14 protein-coding genes and 2 pseudogenes are annotated in these 17,742 nt (G+C 71.5%); 7 read left to right on the forward strand and 9 right to left on the reverse strand.

Going from position 1 to position 17,742, the window contains the following annotated elements:
• Positions 1–185: 185 nt before the first annotated feature.
• On the forward strand, positions 186–2,981 hold the full coding sequence (locus tag ABD743_RS42635; RefSeq protein ID WP_344730141.1) for a helix-turn-helix transcriptional regulator: 2,796 nt from the start codon (positions 186–188) through the stop codon (positions 2,979–2,981).
• Positions 2,982–2,994: 13 nt separating this feature from the next.
• Here the strand turns inward: ABD743_RS42635 and ABD743_RS42640 are convergent, their stop codons facing one another.
• The 3 genes from ABD743_RS42640 to ABD743_RS42650 all read right to left on the reverse strand — a co-directional run bounded on the left by ABD743_RS42640 (position 2,995) and on the right by ABD743_RS42650 (position 5,438).
• On the reverse strand, positions 2,995–3,960 hold the full coding sequence (locus ABD743_RS42640; RefSeq protein ID WP_344730143.1) for an RluA family pseudouridine synthase: 966 nt from the start codon (positions 3,958–3,960) through the stop codon (positions 2,995–2,997).
• A gap of 40 nt (positions 3,961–4,000) precedes the next feature.
• Positions 4,001–4,897 (reverse strand): helix-turn-helix domain-containing protein, encoded by an 897-nt coding sequence (locus ABD743_RS42645; RefSeq protein WP_379659315.1) that lies wholly within the window; start codon positions 4,895–4,897, stop codon positions 4,001–4,003.
• Positions 4,898–5,207: 310 nt separating this feature from the next.
• Positions 5,208–5,438 (reverse strand): DUF397 domain-containing protein, encoded by a 231-nt coding sequence (locus ABD743_RS42650; protein ID WP_344730176.1) that lies wholly within the window; start codon positions 5,436–5,438, stop codon positions 5,208–5,210.
• Between the two features lie 188 nt (positions 5,439–5,626).
• Here ABD743_RS42650 and ABD743_RS42655 point away from each other — a divergent pair, with 188 nt between their 5' ends.
• Positions 5,627–5,914, forward strand: coding sequence for a hypothetical protein (locus ABD743_RS42655; RefSeq protein ID WP_344730145.1), 288 nt, complete (start codon positions 5,627–5,629; stop codon positions 5,912–5,914).
• A 22-nt stretch (positions 5,915–5,936) separates the two neighbouring features.
• Here the strand turns inward: ABD743_RS42655 and ABD743_RS42660 are convergent, their stop codons facing one another.
• Together ABD743_RS42660 and ABD743_RS42665 are read right to left on the reverse strand one after the other, a co-directional pair.
• The gene (locus ABD743_RS42660) at positions 5,937–8,285 is read right to left on the reverse strand and encodes a bifunctional salicylyl-CoA 5-hydroxylase/oxidoreductase (protein WP_344730146.1); all 2,349 of its coding nucleotides are present in this window, start codon (positions 8,283–8,285) and stop codon (positions 5,937–5,939) included.
• 4 nt (positions 8,286–8,289) lie between these two features.
• The gene (locus ABD743_RS42665; protein WP_344730148.1) at positions 8,290–9,945 is read right to left on the reverse strand and encodes an AMP-binding protein; all 1,656 of its coding nucleotides are present in this window, start codon (positions 9,943–9,945) and stop codon (positions 8,290–8,292) included.
• A 94-nt stretch (positions 9,946–10,039) separates the two neighbouring features.
• On the opposite strand from ABD743_RS42665, the gene ABD743_RS42670 reads away from it, so the two are divergent.
• Positions 10,040–10,885 carry a PaaX family transcriptional regulator gene (locus tag ABD743_RS42670; protein WP_344730149.1) on the forward strand — a complete coding sequence of 282 codons (846 nt, stop codon included), beginning with the start codon at positions 10,040–10,042 and terminating at the stop codon, positions 10,883–10,885.
• Positions 10,886–10,889: 4 nt separating this feature from the next.
• Here the strand turns inward: ABD743_RS42670 and ABD743_RS42675 are convergent, their stop codons facing one another.
• A complete protein-coding gene (locus ABD743_RS42675) occupies positions 10,890–11,402 on the reverse strand; it encodes a hypothetical protein (RefSeq protein ID WP_344730150.1) in 513 nt (170 codons plus the stop codon).
• 67 nt (positions 11,403–11,469) lie between these two features.
• Here ABD743_RS42675 and ABD743_RS42680 point away from each other — a divergent pair, with 67 nt between their 5' ends.
• Positions 11,470–11,922 carry a MarR family winged helix-turn-helix transcriptional regulator gene (locus ABD743_RS42680; RefSeq protein ID WP_344730152.1) on the forward strand — a complete coding sequence of 151 codons (453 nt, stop codon included), beginning with the start codon at positions 11,470–11,472 and terminating at the stop codon, positions 11,920–11,922.
• 54 nt (positions 11,923–11,976) lie between these two features.
• Here the strand turns inward: ABD743_RS42680 and ABD743_RS42685 are convergent, their stop codons facing one another.
• Together ABD743_RS42685 and ABD743_RS42690 are read right to left on the reverse strand one after the other, a co-directional pair.
• The gene (locus ABD743_RS42685; protein WP_344730177.1) at positions 11,977–12,375 is read right to left on the reverse strand and encodes a RidA family protein; all 399 of its coding nucleotides are present in this window, start codon (positions 12,373–12,375) and stop codon (positions 11,977–11,979) included.
• 112 nt (positions 12,376–12,487) lie between these two features.
• Entirely contained in the window at positions 12,488–13,246 is a 759-nt protein-coding gene (locus ABD743_RS42690) for an SDR family NAD(P)-dependent oxidoreductase (protein ID WP_344730154.1), read from the reverse strand.
• A gap of 45 nt (positions 13,247–13,291) precedes the next feature.
• Between ABD743_RS42690 and ABD743_RS42695 the strand changes: the two genes are divergently transcribed.
• From ABD743_RS42695 to ABD743_RS42705, 3 genes and pseudogenes are all read left to right on the forward strand, one after another.
• Positions 13,292–14,089 carry an enoyl-CoA hydratase-related protein gene (locus ABD743_RS42695; protein ID WP_344730155.1) on the forward strand — a complete coding sequence of 266 codons (798 nt, stop codon included), beginning with the start codon at positions 13,292–13,294 and terminating at the stop codon, positions 14,087–14,089.
• Between the two features lie 135 nt (positions 14,090–14,224).
• Positions 14,225–15,723 (forward strand): annotated as a pseudogene (locus tag ABD743_RS42700) (GMC family oxidoreductase).
• Positions 15,724–15,813: 90 nt separating this feature from the next.
• Entirely contained in the window at positions 15,814–17,496 is a 1,683-nt protein-coding gene (locus ABD743_RS42705) for a glycoside hydrolase family 13 protein (RefSeq protein WP_344730156.1), read from the forward strand.
• A 45-nt stretch (positions 17,497–17,541) separates the two neighbouring features.
• Here ABD743_RS42705 and ABD743_RS42710 read toward each other — a convergent pair.
• Positions 17,542–17,742 (reverse strand): annotated as a pseudogene (locus tag ABD743_RS42710) (hypothetical protein); the annotation flags it as partial.

Here is a 17,742-nt window from a genome sequence, read left to right on the forward strand (position 1 = left end):
GTACAACTGGAAGCGACCACAGCGGGGGGCTGCTGACCAGCGGAAGAACGCACATTTCGGCCGTAGGGGACGCTATCGGTTGCTTGACCCGCCCCGGTCACGATGGTTCCATTCCAGGCTCGCCGATGAGGTGCGACGGGGCTGGCGGTTCGCCCTGACCGTCTTCGGGGCTGCGGAGGTCGCCGATGAGCGATGCGGCCGGTCGACCTGAGGGGGGTCCCACCGGCCTGGTCGGGCGTGACGCGGAGCTGGACGTGATTCGTTCGTTCCTGTCCGCGGTGGCGGTCGACGGGCGTGCCCTCCTGCTGGTCGGTGACGAGGGCCTCGGCAAGACGACGTTGCTCGACGTCTCCGCGGAGATGGCATCGGCGGCGGGTATGCGGGTGCTGCGTGCCGCCGGTGTGCAGTTCGAGGCCGACGTGAGCTTCTCCGGACTCCACCAGACGCTGCTACCGCTCCTCGACGGGCTGGTCCTGATCGACCCCCAGCACCGCGACGCACTGTCCGTGGCGATGGGGTCGGGGGACGGCCCGTCCCCGGAGCGGTTCGTGGTGGTCGACGCAACGCTCTCGCTGCTGCGCGCGGCGGCCGTGCCCCAACCGGTCGTCGTGATGATCGACGACCTGCAGTGGCTCGACCGCGTGAGCGCCTCGGTGCTCGGGTCCGTCGCCCGGCGCCTCACCGGCAGCCGGATCGGGATCCTGGCCGCCTCGCGACCGGACGGCGGGGGCTTCATGGAACTCGCGGGCCTTCCCGCCCACCGGCTCGACCCGCTCGTCGACGATGCGGCCATCGACCTCGTGGCGCGCCGGTTCCCCGTGCTGGACCAGCGTCTGCGGCGCCGCGTCCTCAGCGAGGCGCAGGGGAACCCGCTTGCGCTGCTGGAGCTGCCGACGGCGCTGTCCGGCACCAGGCGGAACCCCGTACCGGGGCTGCCGTCGTTCCTGCCGCTCACCCGCCGCCTCCAGTCGCTGTTCGGGGCACGGGTGTCCGATCTTCCGTCGGCCGGTCGCGAGGCGTTGCTCCTCGCCGCGCTGGACGGGACGGATGACCTCCGGACCCTGCGTGCGGCGGTCGGGCTTCGCACGGAGGGCGACCCACTGGTGCACGCCGTGCGCGCCCGGTTGGTGTGGGTCGACGAGCACCGCGGGCGCCTGTCGTTCCGGCACCCGCTCATCCGCTCCGCAGTGGTCGAGCTCTCCTCCGACGAGGAACGCCGACGCGCCCATCGGACGCTCGCCCTCGTGCTCGCCGACCAGCCGGACCGCCGGACCTGGCATCTGGCCCAGGCGGCGATCGAGCCGGACGAGCAGGTGGCGGGCCTGCTCGAAGAAGTGGCCCACCGGGTGCTGCGTCGCGGCGACGGCACCGGCGCCGTGTCGGCGCTGACACGCGCAGCGGACCTCAGCCCGGCCCGGCCCGACCGCGCGCGGCGGCTGGCCGAGGCGGCGTTCATCGGCGCGGATCTACGAGGGGAGTCGGGCAACGCGTCTCAGTGGCTCCTCGACGCGCGCCAGGCCGACCCGGAGGTCGGCAACTCGTTGCACGCGGCCTCGGCCGCGGCGTTCCTGCTCACCATCGGCGAGAGCGACGTCGACACCGCGCACCGGGTGCTCGCCGGCGCGATCGAGACCGGGTCCCACCACTACGACGCCCGCGACCCCGCACTGATCGCAGCGCTGCACACCCTCGTGCTCATGAGCTGGTTCGGTGAACGACCCGAGCTGTGGCGTCCCGTCCGCGCCGCACTCGAACGGCTCACGCCGGAGGTGCCCGAGATCCTGGCTGTGCAGAGCGCGACCATGCCTGACCCGGCGCGGATGGACATCCGCATCCTGGACCGGCTGGATGTCCTCATCGCAGGCCTCTCCGAAGAGCTCGACCCCTTTGCCATCTCGCGTATCGGTCTTGCCGCGATCACTGCCGACCGTCTGTCGGGCTGTCGGGAGGCGTTCTGGCGGGTGGTGCGGCTCGGGCGCGAAGGCAGCTTCTCCCGGCGCTACGCCGGGTGCCTGACGATGCTCGGCTTCGACTACTTCGCCTGCGGCGAGTGGGAACGGGTCGACGAACTCGTCGAGGAAGGCCTCGTGGCGTGCACGGGCCCGGAGGCCGAGTTCTTCATGTGGTGTTTCGTCGCCAGCAAGGCGATCCTCGCCGCCGTGCGCGGGGACAGCGACACCGCACGGTCGCTGGCGGATCGCGTGACCCGGGTGGCTCCGCGCGGGGTCTGCAGGGCCCAGGGCGTCGCCGAATACGCGCGTCTGCTCGCCGCGCTCGGTGACGGCGACGCCGAGGCCGCCTACGTCCACGCCACGGCGATCAGCCCCGCGGGCACCCTCGCGTCCCACGTGCCGATCGCGCCGTGGGTGTGCCTCGACCTCGTGGAGTCTGCGGTCCGCACCGGCCGCCACGACGAGGCGGCCGCGCACGTGGCCGCCGTCCAGGACGCCGGTATCGCGAGGATCTCGCCCCGGCTCGCCATGCTCGCGGGCGCTGCGGCGGCAACCGTCGCCGAGGGGGACGCAGCGGTCAAGCCGTTCGAGGAGGCGCTCGCCGCCGGTGCCGGCCGGTGGCCGTTCGAGGAGGCGCGCGTGCAGCTCCTCTACGGCGAGAGCCGCAGGCGGGCCCGGGCGACCGTGGAGGCGCAGCCGCTTCTCGAGGCGGCTGCGTCCACCTTCGAACGCCTCGGCGCGCGTCCCTGGGCGGCGCGTGCGAGGAGGGAGCTGCGCGCGACCGGCTATCACGTGCCGCGCCACCTCGACTCCGGTTCGTCCCCGCTCACGCCGCAGGAACGGGAGATCGCGGATCTCGCGGCGTCGGGGCTGAGCAACAAGCAGATCGCGGCGCGGCTCTTCCTCTCCCACCGCACGGTGGGCGCCCACCTCTACCGGATCTACCCCAAGCTCGGCATCAGCTCGCGCGCCGCGCTGCGTGACGCGCTCGACGCGCTGGACGCGGGCCGGAGCCCGTCGGGGAAGTGACCGGCGCGGCAGCTCACGCGCTCGCGGCCGACCCCGGTCCGGCCCATTCGCCGTAGGACGTGAAGGACTGCAGCGTGAGCCGGGTGCGGAAGCTGCGCTCTTCGCCGTTCACGGGGTCGGTGAAATCCAGCGTGGAGGAGAGCAGTTGTAGTGGGCGGCTGAAGTCGTCGAGGGGTTTCTCGGTGAGCACGGGGTAGAAGTCGTCGCCGAGGATCGGCAGCCCGAGACCGCTCATGTGCAGACGTAGCTGGTGGGTACGGCCGGTGTGCGGGGTGAGGCGGTAGCGGCCGAGCCGCTGACCGTCCGTGCCCTCGCGATGTTCCAGCAGCTCGATCAGCGTCTCGGCGTTGACCGGGCCCGGCTCCTCACGCGCGCAGATGATGCCCCGTTCCTTCATGATCCTGCTGCGCACGGTGCGGGGGAACGTCAGCTGTGGATCGTACGGCGCGATCGCCTCGTAGGTCTTGCGGACCAGCCGGTCCCGGAACAGCGTCTGGTAGGCCCCGCGCCGCTCCGGGCGCACCACGAACATGAGCAGGCCGGCCGTCACGCGGTCCAGCCGGTGCGCCGGGCTGAGAGTGGGCAGGCCGAGCTCACGGCGCAACCGCACGAGCGCGGTCTCCACGATGTGCTGCCCGCGCGGGATCGTGGCCAGGAAGTGCGGCTTGTCGATCACCACCAGATCCTCGTCGTGGTGCACGGTGCGGATCTCGAACGGCACCGGCACCTCGGTGGGCAGGTCCCGGTGGAACCAGAGGAACGACTCTGGGACGAAGGGCGCGTCCGGTGCGATCGGACCGCGGAGGTCGACGATCCGCTGCTCGCGCAGCATGCTGTCGATGCGGGCGGGGTCGACGCGGGGCAGTCGCTCCACGAGGTGGTCGCGCATCGTCGTCCAGGACCCCTCGGCCGGCGTCCGCAGCCGCACGGCGTCGAGACCGTGCCGTTGCGGAAGTGGGGACCGGAGCTTTCGCCGCATCGTCCGAGACTACGGGGCAGGTCGCGGCTCGGATCGCGGCTCAGATCTCAGCGCGGATCCGCGTGATGATCTGTGCCGTGCGGTCCGGTGGGTCGACCTGCGCGCAGAGCCGATCCATGACGGCGGCGTAGCGCTCGACGTCGGGCCGTTTGTCGAGGTAGAGCGCACTCGAGAGCTGCTCGATGTAGACCACGTCGGGCAGGTCGGGCTCGGGGAAGCGCAGGAGGGAGAACGATCCGCCCGCGGCGGCGTGCCCGCCGTAGCTGAAGGGAACGATCTGGAGGGAGACGTTCGGCAGCTCGCTCATCTCGATCAGGTGTGTGAGCTGTGCGCGGCTGAGCTCGGGTCCGCCGAGCGGCCGTCGCAGCGCCGCCTCGTCGATCACCGCCCACAGCGTCGGGGCGGCTACCGCGGTGAGCAGTTCCTGGCGTCGCATCCGCAGCTCGACGCGGCGCTCGACCTCCGTCGGGTCGGTGTGGCCGAGCCGGGTGACGGCACGCGCGTACTCGGCGGTCTGCAGCAGCCCCGGGACGAACTGCAGCTCGTAGGTGCGGATCACCGACGCGGCCTGCTCCAGGCCGATGTAGGTCTCGAACCAGGTGGGCAGCAGGTCGGCGTAGCGGTGCCACCAGCCCGGCGCGTTGGCCTGGCGGGCCAGTGCGAGGAACTGGGTACGTTCCTCGCCTTCGCCGACGCCGTAGAGGGTGAGCAGGTCGGCGACGTCGCGCTCCTTGAACCCGACGCGCCCCAGCTCGAGCCTGCTGATCTTCGCGGGGGAGGCGCGGATGGCCTCGCCCGCTGCCTCGCGGGTGACGCCGGCGGCCTCCCGCCTGCGGCGCAGCTCACCGCCGAGGCCGATCCGCAACACCGTGGGTCCGCCGCCCGCGCCCCGGACGATGCTTGTCGGGCGCACGACGTTTCCGGCGCCTCCGGCCATGGCGCCCTCGTCTTCGGTGGTGGCGTGGTTGCCGAGCTTGTGATCGGGCGCGCCGCCGCCGGCTCCGCCGTCCTCGGGCCCGATCTTGTCGGGCAGCACGTTCACAACTGCCCCGTGATCGCCGCGGCGTGTGTCGCAACGCCTGTGGTGGGCGCGTACGCGCCTGATTCCTGAGCTCTCGCCACACCGGTCATCGCCGTACGCGCTCCCCCCGGAGTACCGCTCACTCGCCCGCGCAGATTGATGAGAGCTAACACTGTGCCCAGCCCGTGTCGTTCCGACAAGCGGGTGTATGGCATCCGAGGTGCGCTCATCCTGCGAGATCGTCGAACTCTCCGCGGTGCACGCCCGCGAGGAAGGCCGCGATCTCGGCTCGAGTGTAGATCAGCACCGGGCCCTGGGGCTCCCGGGAGTTGCGCACCGCCACCGTCCCATCGGCGAGTTCGGCCAGCTCAACGCAGTTGCCGCTAGGATTGCTCACCGAACTCTTACGCCAGGTCACTCTGAGGTACTTTACCTGCACGTGCAGATGGTTGTGCAGGAGTACTTGCGAATGCAAGGCTTTACGGCGAAGATCGTATACGGGGACACCACCCAACTGGGTGACATCCGGAGTACGGCGAGCGGGGGAAAGCCATGAGTTACTCCTGGGGTGCAGGACGAAGCGCGACCCGGCTGAACGATCGCGGGAGGCCCCTGCTCGAGGCCGTACCTGCAGTGCCGATCCGGGTGGCGGACATCCGCCCCGCCCCGCCCCGCGACGACCGTGCGAGCTCCCCGGCTGACGAGCACCAGAGGGTCGCCGACGAGCTCGCCCCGATGGTGGAGGTCTGGCAGCGCCTGCTCGTGGAGCACGTGCCGGATGCGGCCGGGCGCTGTCGCACGTGCACGAAGGGTGGCACCGGCCTGCCGTCCATGCCGTGGCCCTGCTCGATCCACGGGATCGCGGACATGGCCCGGCGGGTGCACGACGGCGACGAGTCCGCGGCCGTCGGGCCGGGCCGGCTGTCGTCCTAGCTGTCGGCCGAGCCCCATCTGCCTAGGCGTCCCGCCCGGGGCGCCACCGCTGGTGCCGGGTGCCCGCCGTCGTGCTGCGGATGAGCTCCAGGCGTGGCCGGGGATCATCGGTCCGGCCGGCGCGGGGTTTGCGGCTACCCGCGGCGAACGGCTTCGGCCACGATACGGCCGGCCCCGTGTACTCCTGATCGGCTGCAGCGTGCAAGGTCCAGTGCGGGTCGTAGAGATGGGGTCGGCCCATGGCGCACAGGTCGGCCCGCCCGGCGAGGAGGATCGAGTTGACGTCGTCCCACGAGGAGATGGCCCCCACCGCGATCACGGCCACGCCGAGCTCGCGACCGACCTCGTTGCGGATCCGGTCGGCGAAGGGCGTCTGGTAGCTGCGTCCGAACGCGGGCTGCTCCTCGGACACGACCTGCCCGGTCGACACGTCGATGCCGGCGGCCCCGTGCTCGGCGAACGTCCGGGCGATCACCACGGCGTCGTCGACGTCGATCCCGCCGTCGTACCAGTCCGTGGCAGAGATCCGCACGGTCATCGGCCGCTCCGCGGGCCACGCCGCGCGCACGGCGTCGAACACCTCGACCGGGAAGCGCAGCCGACCTTCGAGGTCGCCGCCGTAGTGGTCGGTGCGGGTGTTGGCCAGCGGTGAGAGGAACGACGACAGCAGATAGCCGTGGCCGCAGTGCAGCTCCAGCACGTCGAACCCGGCGCGCGCGGCGGCGCGGGTGGCGGCCACGAACTGCTCGCGGATGCCGGCCAACTCGGCCGTGCCGAGCTCCCGCGGCACGGCGTTGGCGGGGGAGTAGGGGATCGGCGACGGCCCGACGACCTCCCAGCCGCCCTCCTGAAGCGGCACGTCGATGCCCTCCCACATGCGCTTCGTGGAGCCCTTGCGTCCGGAATGGCCGATCTGCACGCCGATCTTGGCGTCGCTCTCGGTGTGCACGAAGTCGACGATCCTGGTCCAGGCGGCTTCCTGCTCGGGCGTGTAGAGCCCTGCGCATCCCGGGCTGATCCGGCCCTCGGGACTGACGCACACCATCTCGGTCATCACCAGGCCGGCACCGCCCATGGCCTTGCTGCCCAGGTGCACGAGGTGGAAGTCGCCGGGCAGTCCGTCGTCGGCGCGGTACATGTCCATGGCGGAGACGACCACCCGGTTGCGCAGCGACAGGTTCCCGAGCCGGAACGGCTGGAACATCGGCGGTGCCGGGTGCTCCTCGCCCGCGAACCAGCGCTCGGTGGCGGCCACGAACTCGGGATCGCGCACGCGCAGGTTGTCGTGGGTGACCCGGCGGCTACGGGTGACGATGTTGAACGCGAACTGCGCGGGGTGCTGGTGCACGTAGTGGCCGATGTCCTCGAACCACTCGCGGCTCGCCTGCGCGGCACGCTGGGTGGAGAGCACCACCGGCCGCCGCTCCTCCTCGTAGGACGAGAGGGCGGTGTCGAGGTCGGGATGCTCGTGCAGGCAGGCCACCAGAGCCAGGGCGTCCTCCATGGCGAGCTTGGTGCCCGAGCCGATGGAGAAGTGGGCGGTGTGGGCGGCGTCGCCGAGCAGCACGACGTTGCCCTCGCGCCAGGTGGCGGTGGTGACGGTGGGGAAGGCGAGCCAACGCGAGTTGTTGCCCGAGAGCTTCGCGTCGCCGAGCAGGTCGGCATAGAGGTCCGCGATGGCGGCGATGGACGCGGTGTCGTTCTCACCCGGGGCGAGGTCGCGCGCTGCGATGTCGCCGAACGCCCGCCGCCAGACGTCCTCGTGCATCTCGACGATCACGGTGCTCGCGTCGCTGCTGTATGGGTAGCCGTGCAGCTGCACGACCCCGTGCGCGATCTCGCGGACGTCGAACGTGAAGGCCTCGAGCACATGGTCGGTGGCCAGCCACATGTACCGGCTGCGCCCGGTGCTGACCGCGCCGCCGAAGTTCCCCGCCGCGCGGACGGCGGAGTTCGCGCCGTCGCTCGCGATCACCAGGTCGTACGAGGCGCGCAACGTGTCGAGTGGAGGTGCCGGTGTGCGGAAGTGCACGGTGACGCCCACCTCGGCGCAGCGCTGCTGCAGGATCGCGAGCAGCTCCTTGCGGCTCATCGCCGAGAACCCGTGGCCGCCGGAGGTGGTGACCGTGCCGCGGAAGTGGACGTCGATGTCGTCCCACCGCGCGGTGTGTCGCTGCATCGCCGCGAACACGGCGGGGTCTGCGTGCTCGATGCCACCCAGCGTCTCGTCGGAGAACACCACGCCGAAGCCGAACGTGTCGTCCGCTGCGTTGCGCTCCCACACCGTCACGTCGCGGCCAGGGTCGAGCTGCTTCGCCAACGCCGCGAAGTACAGCCCGCCGGGGCCGCCGCCCACCACCGCGATCCGCATGTGCCTACCGTCCCCCAGCCTCGTCGGGAGTTGTCTCTCGTGCAGCAGCGCGATCGCGGAGCACGAAGCGCTGGAGCTTGCCGGTGCTGGTACGCGGCAGCTCGGGCAGGAACCGGACGATCCGCGGGTACTTGTAAGGAGCGATCACCTGCTTGGCGAAGTCCTGCAGCGCCAGCGGGTCGGGGGCGGCTCCGTCGCGAAGCACCACGTAGGCCGTGACGACCGCGCCGCGCTGCTCGTCCGGTGTGCCGACCACGGCGCAGTCGACGACGTCGGGGTGCGCCAACAACGCCTGCTCCACCTCCGGGCCGGAGATGTTGTAGCCGGAGGAGACGATCATGTCGTCGCTGCGGGCGAGGTAGGTGAAGTAGCCGTCGGCGTCGCGGACGAATGTGTCGCCCGTGTGGTTCCAGCCGTGCCGAACGTAGTTCTGCTGGCGGTCGCCGTCGAGGTAGCGGCAGCCGGTGGGGCCCTGCACGGCGAGGTGGCCGGGCGTGCCGTCGGGCACGGGGTTGCCGTCGTCGTCGAGAACGGCCGCCCGGTAGCCGGGCACGGCGCGGCCGGTGCAGCCGGGACGGATGTCGTCGTCGGCGGCGGAGATGAAGACGTGCAGCATCTCGGTGGAGCCGATCCCGTCGATGATCCGCAGGCCGGTGGCGTCGTGCACCGCGTGCCAGACCGACGCCGGCAGCGCCTCGCCTGCGGAGATCGCGCGGCGCAGGCCCGCGAGCCGGTCGAGCCGTCCGCCCGCGAGTATCGCCCGGTACGCCGTGGGTGCGGTGAAGAGCACGGTGGCGCCCTCCGCGGCCACGGCGTCCGCGAGCTGGTCGGGGGTGACGCGGTCGAGCAGCACCGTGCTCGCCCCGGCGTGCATCGGGAACACCAGGAGCCCGCCGAGGCCGAACGTGAATGCGACAGGCGGCGTGCCGACCACGACATCGGTCGGCTGCATGCGCAGGACGTGGCGGGAGAACGTGTCGGCGATCGCGAGGATGTCGCGGTGGACGTGCATCGTGGCCTTCGGGCGGCCGGTGGTGCCCGAGGTGAAGGCGAGCAGGGCCACGTCGTCGGCGGCCGTGTCGACCGCGACGAAGTCGGTGGCCTTCCCTGCGCTGCGGCGCGTGAGCTCGGCGTCGCCTGCGTAGGCCATGGTGGGCAGATCCGCGGGCAGCGCCTCGGTGTAGGCGTGGTGGCACAGCGCCAGCGAGGGCCGGGCGAGCTCGCAGATCGCGGTGATCTCGCCCGCGCGCAGCATCGGCATCGTGCTCACGGCGACGCCACCGGCGAGCAGTACCCCGAGCCAGCACGCGACCAGCCACGGCTCGTTCGGTCCGCGCAGCAGCACGCGGTTGCCCGGCACGAGGCCCATGTCCTCGGTGAGCACGGCGGCGATCCTGGCGGCTCGGCTGCGGAGCTGTCCGTACGTCCACTCCTCGCCCGAGCCCCGGACGCACGGGCGGTCGTCGGGGGCCGCCGTGGCCAGGACCTGCGCGGCGTTGAGCCGGTGGGGGTAGCGCAGCTCCGGCAGGTCGAACTGCATCTGCGGCCACTGCTCACGGGGTGGGAGGTGGTCCTGGCAGAAAAGGTCGATGTGGGAACTGTGCGGGCGGGCCTCGCCGGCCTGGTCACTGCGGGCGTCGACACTGCGGGACACGGTCACGGACGCCACCTCCTCCCCGGTGAGATCGAGTATGGCGAGGGCGTGACGAGAGTCAAGTAAACAGCACGTAGTAGCGGGCAGATATCGTGGGCCCGTGACCGCCGTCGAGCGTGCGCCTCTCCTCGGAGGCGTCCTGCAGCCCCGGCAGCTGATCGTCACGCTGTACGGGCTCTACGCCCGTGACGACGACGGTCGGCTCTCGGTGGCGGCTCTCGTGCGGCTGCTGGCCGGGCTGGGGGTGGAGGAGCCCGCGGTCCGCTCGTCGATCTCGCGGCTCAAGCGCCGGGGCCTGCTCGCGCCGGACCGTCGTGACGGCACGGCCGGGTACGTGCTCACGCCCGCGGCGCGGCAGATCCTCATCGACGGCGACGCGCGGATCTTCGGACGGCGGCGCGCCACCGAGAGTGACGGCTGGGTGCTCGTGGTGTTCTCGGTGCCCGAGTCGGAGCGGGAGAAGCGCCACGCGCTCCGCTCGCAGCTGGCCAGGCTGGGGTTCGGCACCGCGGCCCCGGGGGTCTGGATCGCGCCCGGTCACCTGGCCGACGAGGTGATCGACGTGTTGCGCAGGCTAGGCCTCGACGGTTACGTCCAGCTGTTCCGCGGCGAGCACCTCGCGTTCGGGGACCTGCCCGCAACCGTGCGCGAGTGGTGGGATCTCGACGGCTTGTGTGAGCTCTACGCCGCTTTCCTCGATCGGCACGGTCCGGTGCGGGAGCGGTGGTCGCAGGGGAGTTCGCCCGACCCGGCGGCGGCTTTCGCCGACTACGTGCGTCTCGTCACCGACTGGCGGCGCCTGCCGTATGCCGACCCGGGCCTGCCGTTGCACCTGCTGCCCCCGGACTGGAACGGCGTGCGCGCTGCGGAGCTGTTCACGGAGCTCGCGCAGCTCCTGGCCGAGCCGGCGAAGGCACACGTCCGGGAGCTGATCGCGGGGCGGTGACCGTTCAGGCTCGGGCCGGGGTGGCGGCGAGCAGCGCCTGTCGCACCGCGCCGACCAGCCAGATCATGGTGAACGGGATGACCGTGAGGTTCTTGGCGGCGAGTAGGACGGCCCAATAGGGCGGCCCGACCGGTGTCAGGGCGGGGACGAGCCGCTCGGGCACGACGTCGGCGAGCACGAACAGGGTCGCGATCAGCACGACCTGCAGCACCAGGCTCCGCGGGTGCTGCGCCGAGAACGCCCGCAGCCGCCGTCCGACCTCGGCCGCACCGATGGGCCCGATGGCCGGCTCCCGCGTGACGGCGAACCGGAGGGCCAGGGCGACGAATGCGACGCGCGCCGCCAGGGTGGTCAGCTCCAGCGTGGTGCCCAGGACGGGATCGCGCGCGCTCATCTGGCCCGTGAACCGCTCCACGGCGGGGACAGCCGACAGTGCCACGACCATGAGCAGGTGGCGGCGGAAGAAGCCCAGAGCCCAGCGGGGCACGGCGATGGCGAGGCGAAGTTCGTTTAGCATGCTGAAAGATATAGCATGCTAAAGTAATTTAGGTCCAGAGTCCGAACTGCCCGGAGGCTGAACGACGATGAGCGAGATCCCCGACCCCGCCGAGTGGGGACGGCGGCTGAGCACGGCCGTGGTGATGTTCCACGAGGCGGTCGGCACCCGACTCGGTCTCAGTGCGGCCGACCAGCGGGCACTGGCCCTGGTGACCGCCGAGGCACCGATGACGGCGGGGCGCCTGGCGCAGCTGACCGGGCTGACCCCCGGCGCGGTCACCGGGCTCGTCGATCGGCTGGAGCGCACCGGTCACGTGCGCCGCAGCCCCGATCCTGCCGACCGCCGGCGTGTCCTCGTCGTCCCTGTGTCCGGGCGGCGGACCGATCCCGGGGACGCCTTCGCCGAGCTCGGCCGCGACATGGCGGGCTTCATGGCGAAGTACGACGAACACGAGCTCGCGGTGATCGCCGACTACGTGCAGAACACGATCGACGTGCTCGAGCGCCAGACACGCCGACTCGGAGACCGCGACGGCTGACAGGGCGGCTCGCCCGGATCACGCGGGTGGGTCGCCGATCCGGCTGAGCGGGGCTCAGTCCTCGAGGGGCAGTGCCGCGGTGCCCTGCAGTTCCACCAGCGCCTCGGCATCCCACAGCCGGGCGACGCCGATGCCCGCCATCGCGGGGTACCGCGCGCCGACGAGCCGCCGCCACACCGTGCCGATCTCGCGGGCGTGTTCGCGGTAGCCGTCCATGTCGACGATGTAGATCGTCAGCTGGGCCAGGTGCTCCGGCCCGCCGCCCGCGGCCCGCAACGCGATGAGCAGGTTCTCGAGGGCACGCTCGAACTGCGCCACCAGCCCGCCGGGGACGATGTGCCCCTCGGCGTCCATCCCGGTCTGGCCTGCGAGGAACACCGTGCGCCCGGTCGCCACCACGGCGTGCGCGAACCCGGAGGGCCGGGCCAGCTCCGGCGGGTCGACGCGCTCGATCACGACTGGCCCGCTTCGCCAACGCCAACGACTGTCCTGCTCACGTCTGCTCCGCTCATGACTGCTCTGCTCACGACTGTTCCGCTCGCGACTGCCCTGCTCACGACCGCCCTCACGACTGCACGGCCCCGCCGTCCACGTTGATGCCCTGCCCGGTGATCGCCGCGCTCGCCACGCACAGCAGCACGGCGTCGGCCACCTCGTCCGGCGTGATCAGCCTGCCGATCGGTTGGTGTCGTTCGAGCGCTTCGCGGGCCTGCTGCGGGGTGCGACCTGTCGTGGAGCTGATCGACGCGACGCTGGTGTCGGTCATCGGCGTGTCCACGTAGGCGGGACAGACGGCGTTGACCGTGACCCCGGTCCTGGCGAGCTCCGCGGCCGCCGAGCGGACCAGCCCGAGCAGCCCGTGCTTGCTCGCCGTGTACGCCGCGATATAGGGCTCGCCTTGCTTGGCCGCCATCGACGCGATGGCCACCACGCGGCCGAACCCCTGGTCGACCATGCCGGGGACCGCCCGGCGCAGCATCCGGAACGGCGCCGTGAGGTTGAGGTCGAGCATCCGCTGCCAGTCGGCGTCGGTGGTGCGCCGCAACGGTGCCGACGTGCCGGCGCCGGCGGCGAGGACGAGCACCTCCACCGGTCCCCACGCCCGTTCCACGTCGGCGAACGCGCACTCGATGGCCTCCGGGTCGGTGACATCAGCCGGCACGATCAGCGACGGGCCCGGCAGTTGCGCGGCCAAAGCCTCCAGCTCACCGACGCTGCGGGAGGTGAGCGCCACCCGGTGGCCGGCGGCGGACAGTCGCTTCGCGACCGCCGCTCCGATCCCTCGACCGGCTCCGGTCACCAGGCAGCGGCGAGCGTCGTCCACCTGTCGAGCTTGTCAAGCGGTGATGACGGCCGTCAACATCGCAGCATGCGGATCGACGAGTTCACCGACATCAAGTACGGGGTCGAAGACGACAACCACGCTGTGATCACGATCGACCGGCAGGAGCGGATGAACTCCTTCCGCGGCCGCACGGTCGACGAACTGATCTCCGCGTTCAAACACGCCTGGGCCGACCGCCGCGTCGCAGCCGTCATCCTCACGGCCGGCGGTGACCGTGCGTTCTGCACCGGCGGCGACGTCAAGGAGCGCGCGGAGACAGGCGGCTACGGCGAGACCGAGTGGGGGACCTTCGAGATCGAGCGGTTGCACCGGATCATCCGCGACATCCCCAAGCCGGTGATCGCGGCCGTCAACGGGATCGCGATCGGCGGCGGTCACGTCCTGCACGTGCTCTGCGATCTCACCGTGGCCGCGGAGCACGCGACGTTCGCGCAGTCCGGACCCCGGGTCGGATCCTTCGACGCCGGGTTCGGATCCGCCTACCTGGCCCGTGTCGTGGGGGAGAAGCGGGCGCGGCAGATCTGGTTCCTGCTCGACCGCTACGACGCCGCCACCGCCGAGCGCTGGGGGCTGGTCAACGAGGTCGTCCCGGCCGCTGACCTGCTCGACACGGCACGGGCATGGGCGCGCAAGATCGGCTCGTACTCGCCGACCGCGCTCAAGTTCCTCAAACACTCCTTCAATGCCGACACCGACCACATCAGCGGCATCTCCCACCTCGCCTTCGACGGACTCGAGGGGTACGCCCACAGCGACGAGGGCATGGAGGGGGCACGGGCGTTCGCGGAGAAGCGGCCGCCGGACTTCTCCCGCTTCCGCTGACCTGCGCCCGGGCGGCTGCGGCGGCGCTGCCGACGTCGGCCACGGCAGATCCGCGTGGCCCGGAATCGGGGACCGGCCCGGCTACACTTTCCCGAAATGAGCGACCAGGAACGCCAGGGCGAAGCCGATTTCGTGGTGGTCGGCGCAGGCACAGCCGGGTGCGTCATTGCTGCACGCCTGTCCGAAAATCCCGACAATCGCGTGGTGCTGCTGGAAGCCGGACCGTTCGACGGGCCCGAGATGATGGCGATCCCCTCGTCGGCTGCCGCGTTGTCCGGCAGCACGGTCGACTGGGCCTTTCGCAGTGAACCCCAGTCCGCATTGGACGGAGCTGTTCTGGACTACCCCCGAGGCCGGGTCCTGGGCGGGTCGAGCAGCATCAACGCGATGGCTCACATTCGTGCACACCGGTCGAGCTACGACGACTGGGTGCGGGCCGGCGCGAGCGGCTGGGGTTACGACGACCTGCTGCCCTACTTTCGTCGCAGCGAACGCACGGACGGCCGCAACACCAGGTGGCGCGGTACCGAAGGGCCGATGCAGGTCGCTGTGTCGCCTCACGCCGGCCGGTTCACGCTCGCCCTCCGCGACGCCGTCATGGGAGCCGGAATCCCGTTCTCGGGCGACCTCAACGAGCCCGACGCGGAGGGCGCGGGATGGATCGAGATGAATATCGTCGACGGTGCGCGTCAATCGGCCGCCGATGCCTATATCCGACCGGTACTGGCGGACCGCCCGAACCTCACGGTGGTGGCTGACGCCCTGGCTCGTCGGCTTCTCGTCTCCGGGAACGCTGCCGCGGAGTGGAATACTCGACAGGCCGCGATGTCCACCGCGTGGAAGCCACCCGTGAGGTGATTCTCTCGGCGGGAGCGATCGGGTCACCGCACCTTCTTCTGCTTTCCGGTATCGGGCCGGAGGCTGATCTGCGGGCCCAGCGCGTACCGGTGGTCGTCGACCTTCCGGGAGTCGGGGACAACTTGCAGGACCACGCGATTGCCGACGTCGTCTATTCGGCCACCAAGCCACTTGTGTCGAACCGGGACGTGGAGCGCAGCCTGACCGTGTTGATGCGCAGCGACCCGGATATCGGATATCCGGACGTCCAATTGTTGTGCTGGAGCTTCCCGTCCTGTCCACCGACGGTGAGACGACCGGACTGGGGCTACACGCTGGGCGTCGTCGTGGGCCGTCCGAGGAGCCGCGGGCGGATCAGGCTCGCATCCGACCAGGCCGACACCCCGCCGTTGATCGATCCACGGCTCCTCACCGATGCTGACGACGTACTCGTGCTTCTGACCGGGCTCCGCAGGGCACGGGAGATCGGTGACGCCGCGGAGCTCGACGAGTGGCGCGACACGGAGGTCCGGCCAGGCCCGCACGTCCGCGAGCCCGAGCAGTGGCAGGAGTACCTCCGGGACGACACACACAGCGCACGGCACCCCGCGGGAACCTGCCGAATCGGCGACGACGATGGCGCCGTGGTCGACACCCGACTCCGTGTCCGGGGCATCAGCGGCTTGCGGGTCGCCGATGCGTCGGTCATGCCGTCGATGGTGGGCGCGAACATCAACGCCACCGTGCTGGCCATCGCCGAGCGCGCGGCGGAGCTGGTCGGGTCCGCTCCCGGCTGACGCATGAGGGTGGCGCGCGGGCCGGCGAGCGCATGCGTTGCGGGCATCAGATGATGATTCCGGCACGCAGTCGATCGACGAGGAGAGCGCATGGGCACGGCCGAGGTCGCCGGGCAGCGGACCGACGTGGAGACCTGGTGGCGCGACGCCGTGGTGTACCAGCTCTACATTCGCAGCTTCGCCGACGGGAACGGTGACGGGATCGGTGACATCGCCGGTATCCGCGCCCGGCTCGGGCATCTGCGCGATCTCGGCGTCGATGCTGTGTGGATCAACCCCTGGTACCCCTCGCCCATGGCCGACGGCGGGTACGACGTGGCCGACTACCGCGCCGTGGAGCCGGTGTTCGGCACCGGTGAGGAGGCAGCGGCGCTGGTGGACGAGGCGCATGCCCTCGGGCTGCGGGTGATCCTCGACATCGTTCCGAACCACAGCTCCGATCAGCACGCCTGGTTCCGGGAGGCGCTCGCGGCCGCCCCCGGTTCTCCGGAGCGCAGCCGTTACCACTTCCGGCCCGGCCGGGGCACGGGCGGCGACGAACCGCCCAACGACTGGCGCAGCGTCTTCGGCGGCCCGGCGTGGACCCGTGTGACGGATGACGGCAGGCCGGGGGAGTGGTACCTGCACCTCTTCGACGCGGCGCAGCCCGACTTCAACTGGAGCGATCCGCGGGTGGAGGAGGAGTTCGAGTCGATCCTGCGGTTCTGGTTCGACCGGGGTGTCGACGGGTTCCGCATCGACGTGGCGCACGGGCTGGTCAAGTCGGACGGCCTGCCCGACCTGGGCCACGACGAGCAGACCATGCTCGGCCCGATCGAGCGCAGCGATCACCCGCACTGGGACCGCGACGGCGTGCACGAGATCTTCCGCGCGTGGCGCCGTGTCGGCGACTCCTACGCGGAGCCGCGGGTCTTCGTCGCCGAGGCGTGGGTCGACTCGCCCGAGCGGCTCGCGCGCTACCTGCGGCCCGACGAGCTGCACACCGCGTTCAACTTCGACTTCCTGCGCGCCCCCTGGGACGCGCCTGCCCTGCGCCGGGCCATCGACCACTCGCTCGCGACGGTGGCCGCGGTGGGCGCGGCCGCGACCTGGGTGCTGTCCAACCACGACGTCGTCCGGCACGTCTCCCGGCTGGGTCGCCCGGCCACCAACGGGGCGGGGCACTCCCTCGCAGACCTCGCGCCCGCAGCAACCTTCGACCGGGAGCTCGGCACGCGCCGAGCCAGGGCCGCCGCCCTGCTGATGTTCGCGCTGCCCGGCGGCGCGTACGTCTACCAGGGCGACGAGCTGGGGTTGTGGGAGGTGGAGGATCTGCCCGACGAGGTGCTGCAGGACCCCACGTGGACGCGCTCCGGGCACTCCGTCCGTGGCCGCGACGGCTGCCGCGTGCCACTGCCCTGGTCGGGCACCACGTCCCCGTTCGGTTTCAGCCCGGCGGGAGCGCACGCCGCGCCCTGGCTGCCCCAGCCCGCGGACTTCGCCTCCGTCACGGTGGAAGCGCAGCTGGACGACCCGGAGTCGATGCTCAGCCTGTACCGGGCGGCGCTGGCGCTGCGGCACGAGCACCCGGCTCTGGGAGACGGGCCGTTCACGTGGCTGCCGAGCGCGCCCGGCGTGCTCGCGTTCTCCCGCGGCGCGGGCTTCGCCTGCGTGGTGAACCTGTCGGACGGTCCGGCGCAGCTCCCGGCCGGGGCGAGGGTGCTGCTCGGAAGCGGCCCGGATGCCGTGGGCGCGACGCTGCCGCCGGACGCGGCGGTCTGGCTCGCCGTATGAGGAACTCGGCCCGGCGACCCGGCACCCGGGTCGCCGGGCCAGGGGCTACCGGGGCGTGGGGACGGTGATCGTCTCCGCCTGGTCCGTGCTCGCCTTCATCTCGGCGATGGTGGCCTGCAGGGGGTCGCGGTCGCCGGCGCTGTTCTCCCAGAGCATCCACGGCCGGGTGCCGCCCTGGTAGGCAGCCTCCAACGCGGTGCGCTCCTTGACCGTGTCGGCAGGCTGCCAGAACCCCCGGTGCCGATA

The sequence above is a fragment of the Pseudonocardia yunnanensis genome (assembly GCF_039534065.1).
GTDB classification, from domain to species: domain Bacteria; phylum Actinomycetota; class Actinomycetes; order Mycobacteriales; family Pseudonocardiaceae; genus Pseudonocardia; species Pseudonocardia yunnanensis.

What these genes read in the sequence shown, in the direction of transcription:
- ABD743_RS42635 (WP_344730141.1), top strand. Translation starts at nt 186, where the DNA reads ATGAGCGATGCGGCCGGTCGACCTGAGGGGGGTCCCACCGGCCTGGTC.
- ABD743_RS42640 (WP_344730143.1), bottom strand. Translation starts at nt 3,960, where the DNA reads ATGCGGCGAAAGCTCCGGTCCCCACTTCCGCAACGGCACGGTCTCGAC.
- ABD743_RS42645 (WP_379659315.1), bottom strand. Translation starts at nt 4,897, where the DNA reads ATGGCCGGAGGCGCCGGAAACGTCGTGCGCCCGACAAGCATCGTCCGG.
- ABD743_RS42660 (WP_344730146.1), bottom strand. Translation starts at nt 8,285, where the DNA reads ATGCGGATCGCGGTGGTGGGCGGCGGCCCCGGCGGGCTGTACTTCGCG.
- ABD743_RS42675 (WP_344730150.1), bottom strand. Translation starts at nt 11,402, where the DNA reads ATGCTAAACGAACTTCGCCTCGCCATCGCCGTGCCCCGCTGGGCTCTG.
- ABD743_RS42680 (WP_344730152.1), top strand. Translation starts at nt 11,470, where the DNA reads ATGAGCGAGATCCCCGACCCCGCCGAGTGGGGACGGCGGCTGAGCACG.
- ABD743_RS42695 (WP_344730155.1), top strand. Translation starts at nt 13,292, where the DNA reads ATGCGGATCGACGAGTTCACCGACATCAAGTACGGGGTCGAAGACGAC.
- ABD743_RS42705 (WP_344730156.1), top strand. Translation starts at nt 15,814, where the DNA reads ATGGGCACGGCCGAGGTCGCCGGGCAGCGGACCGACGTGGAGACCTGG.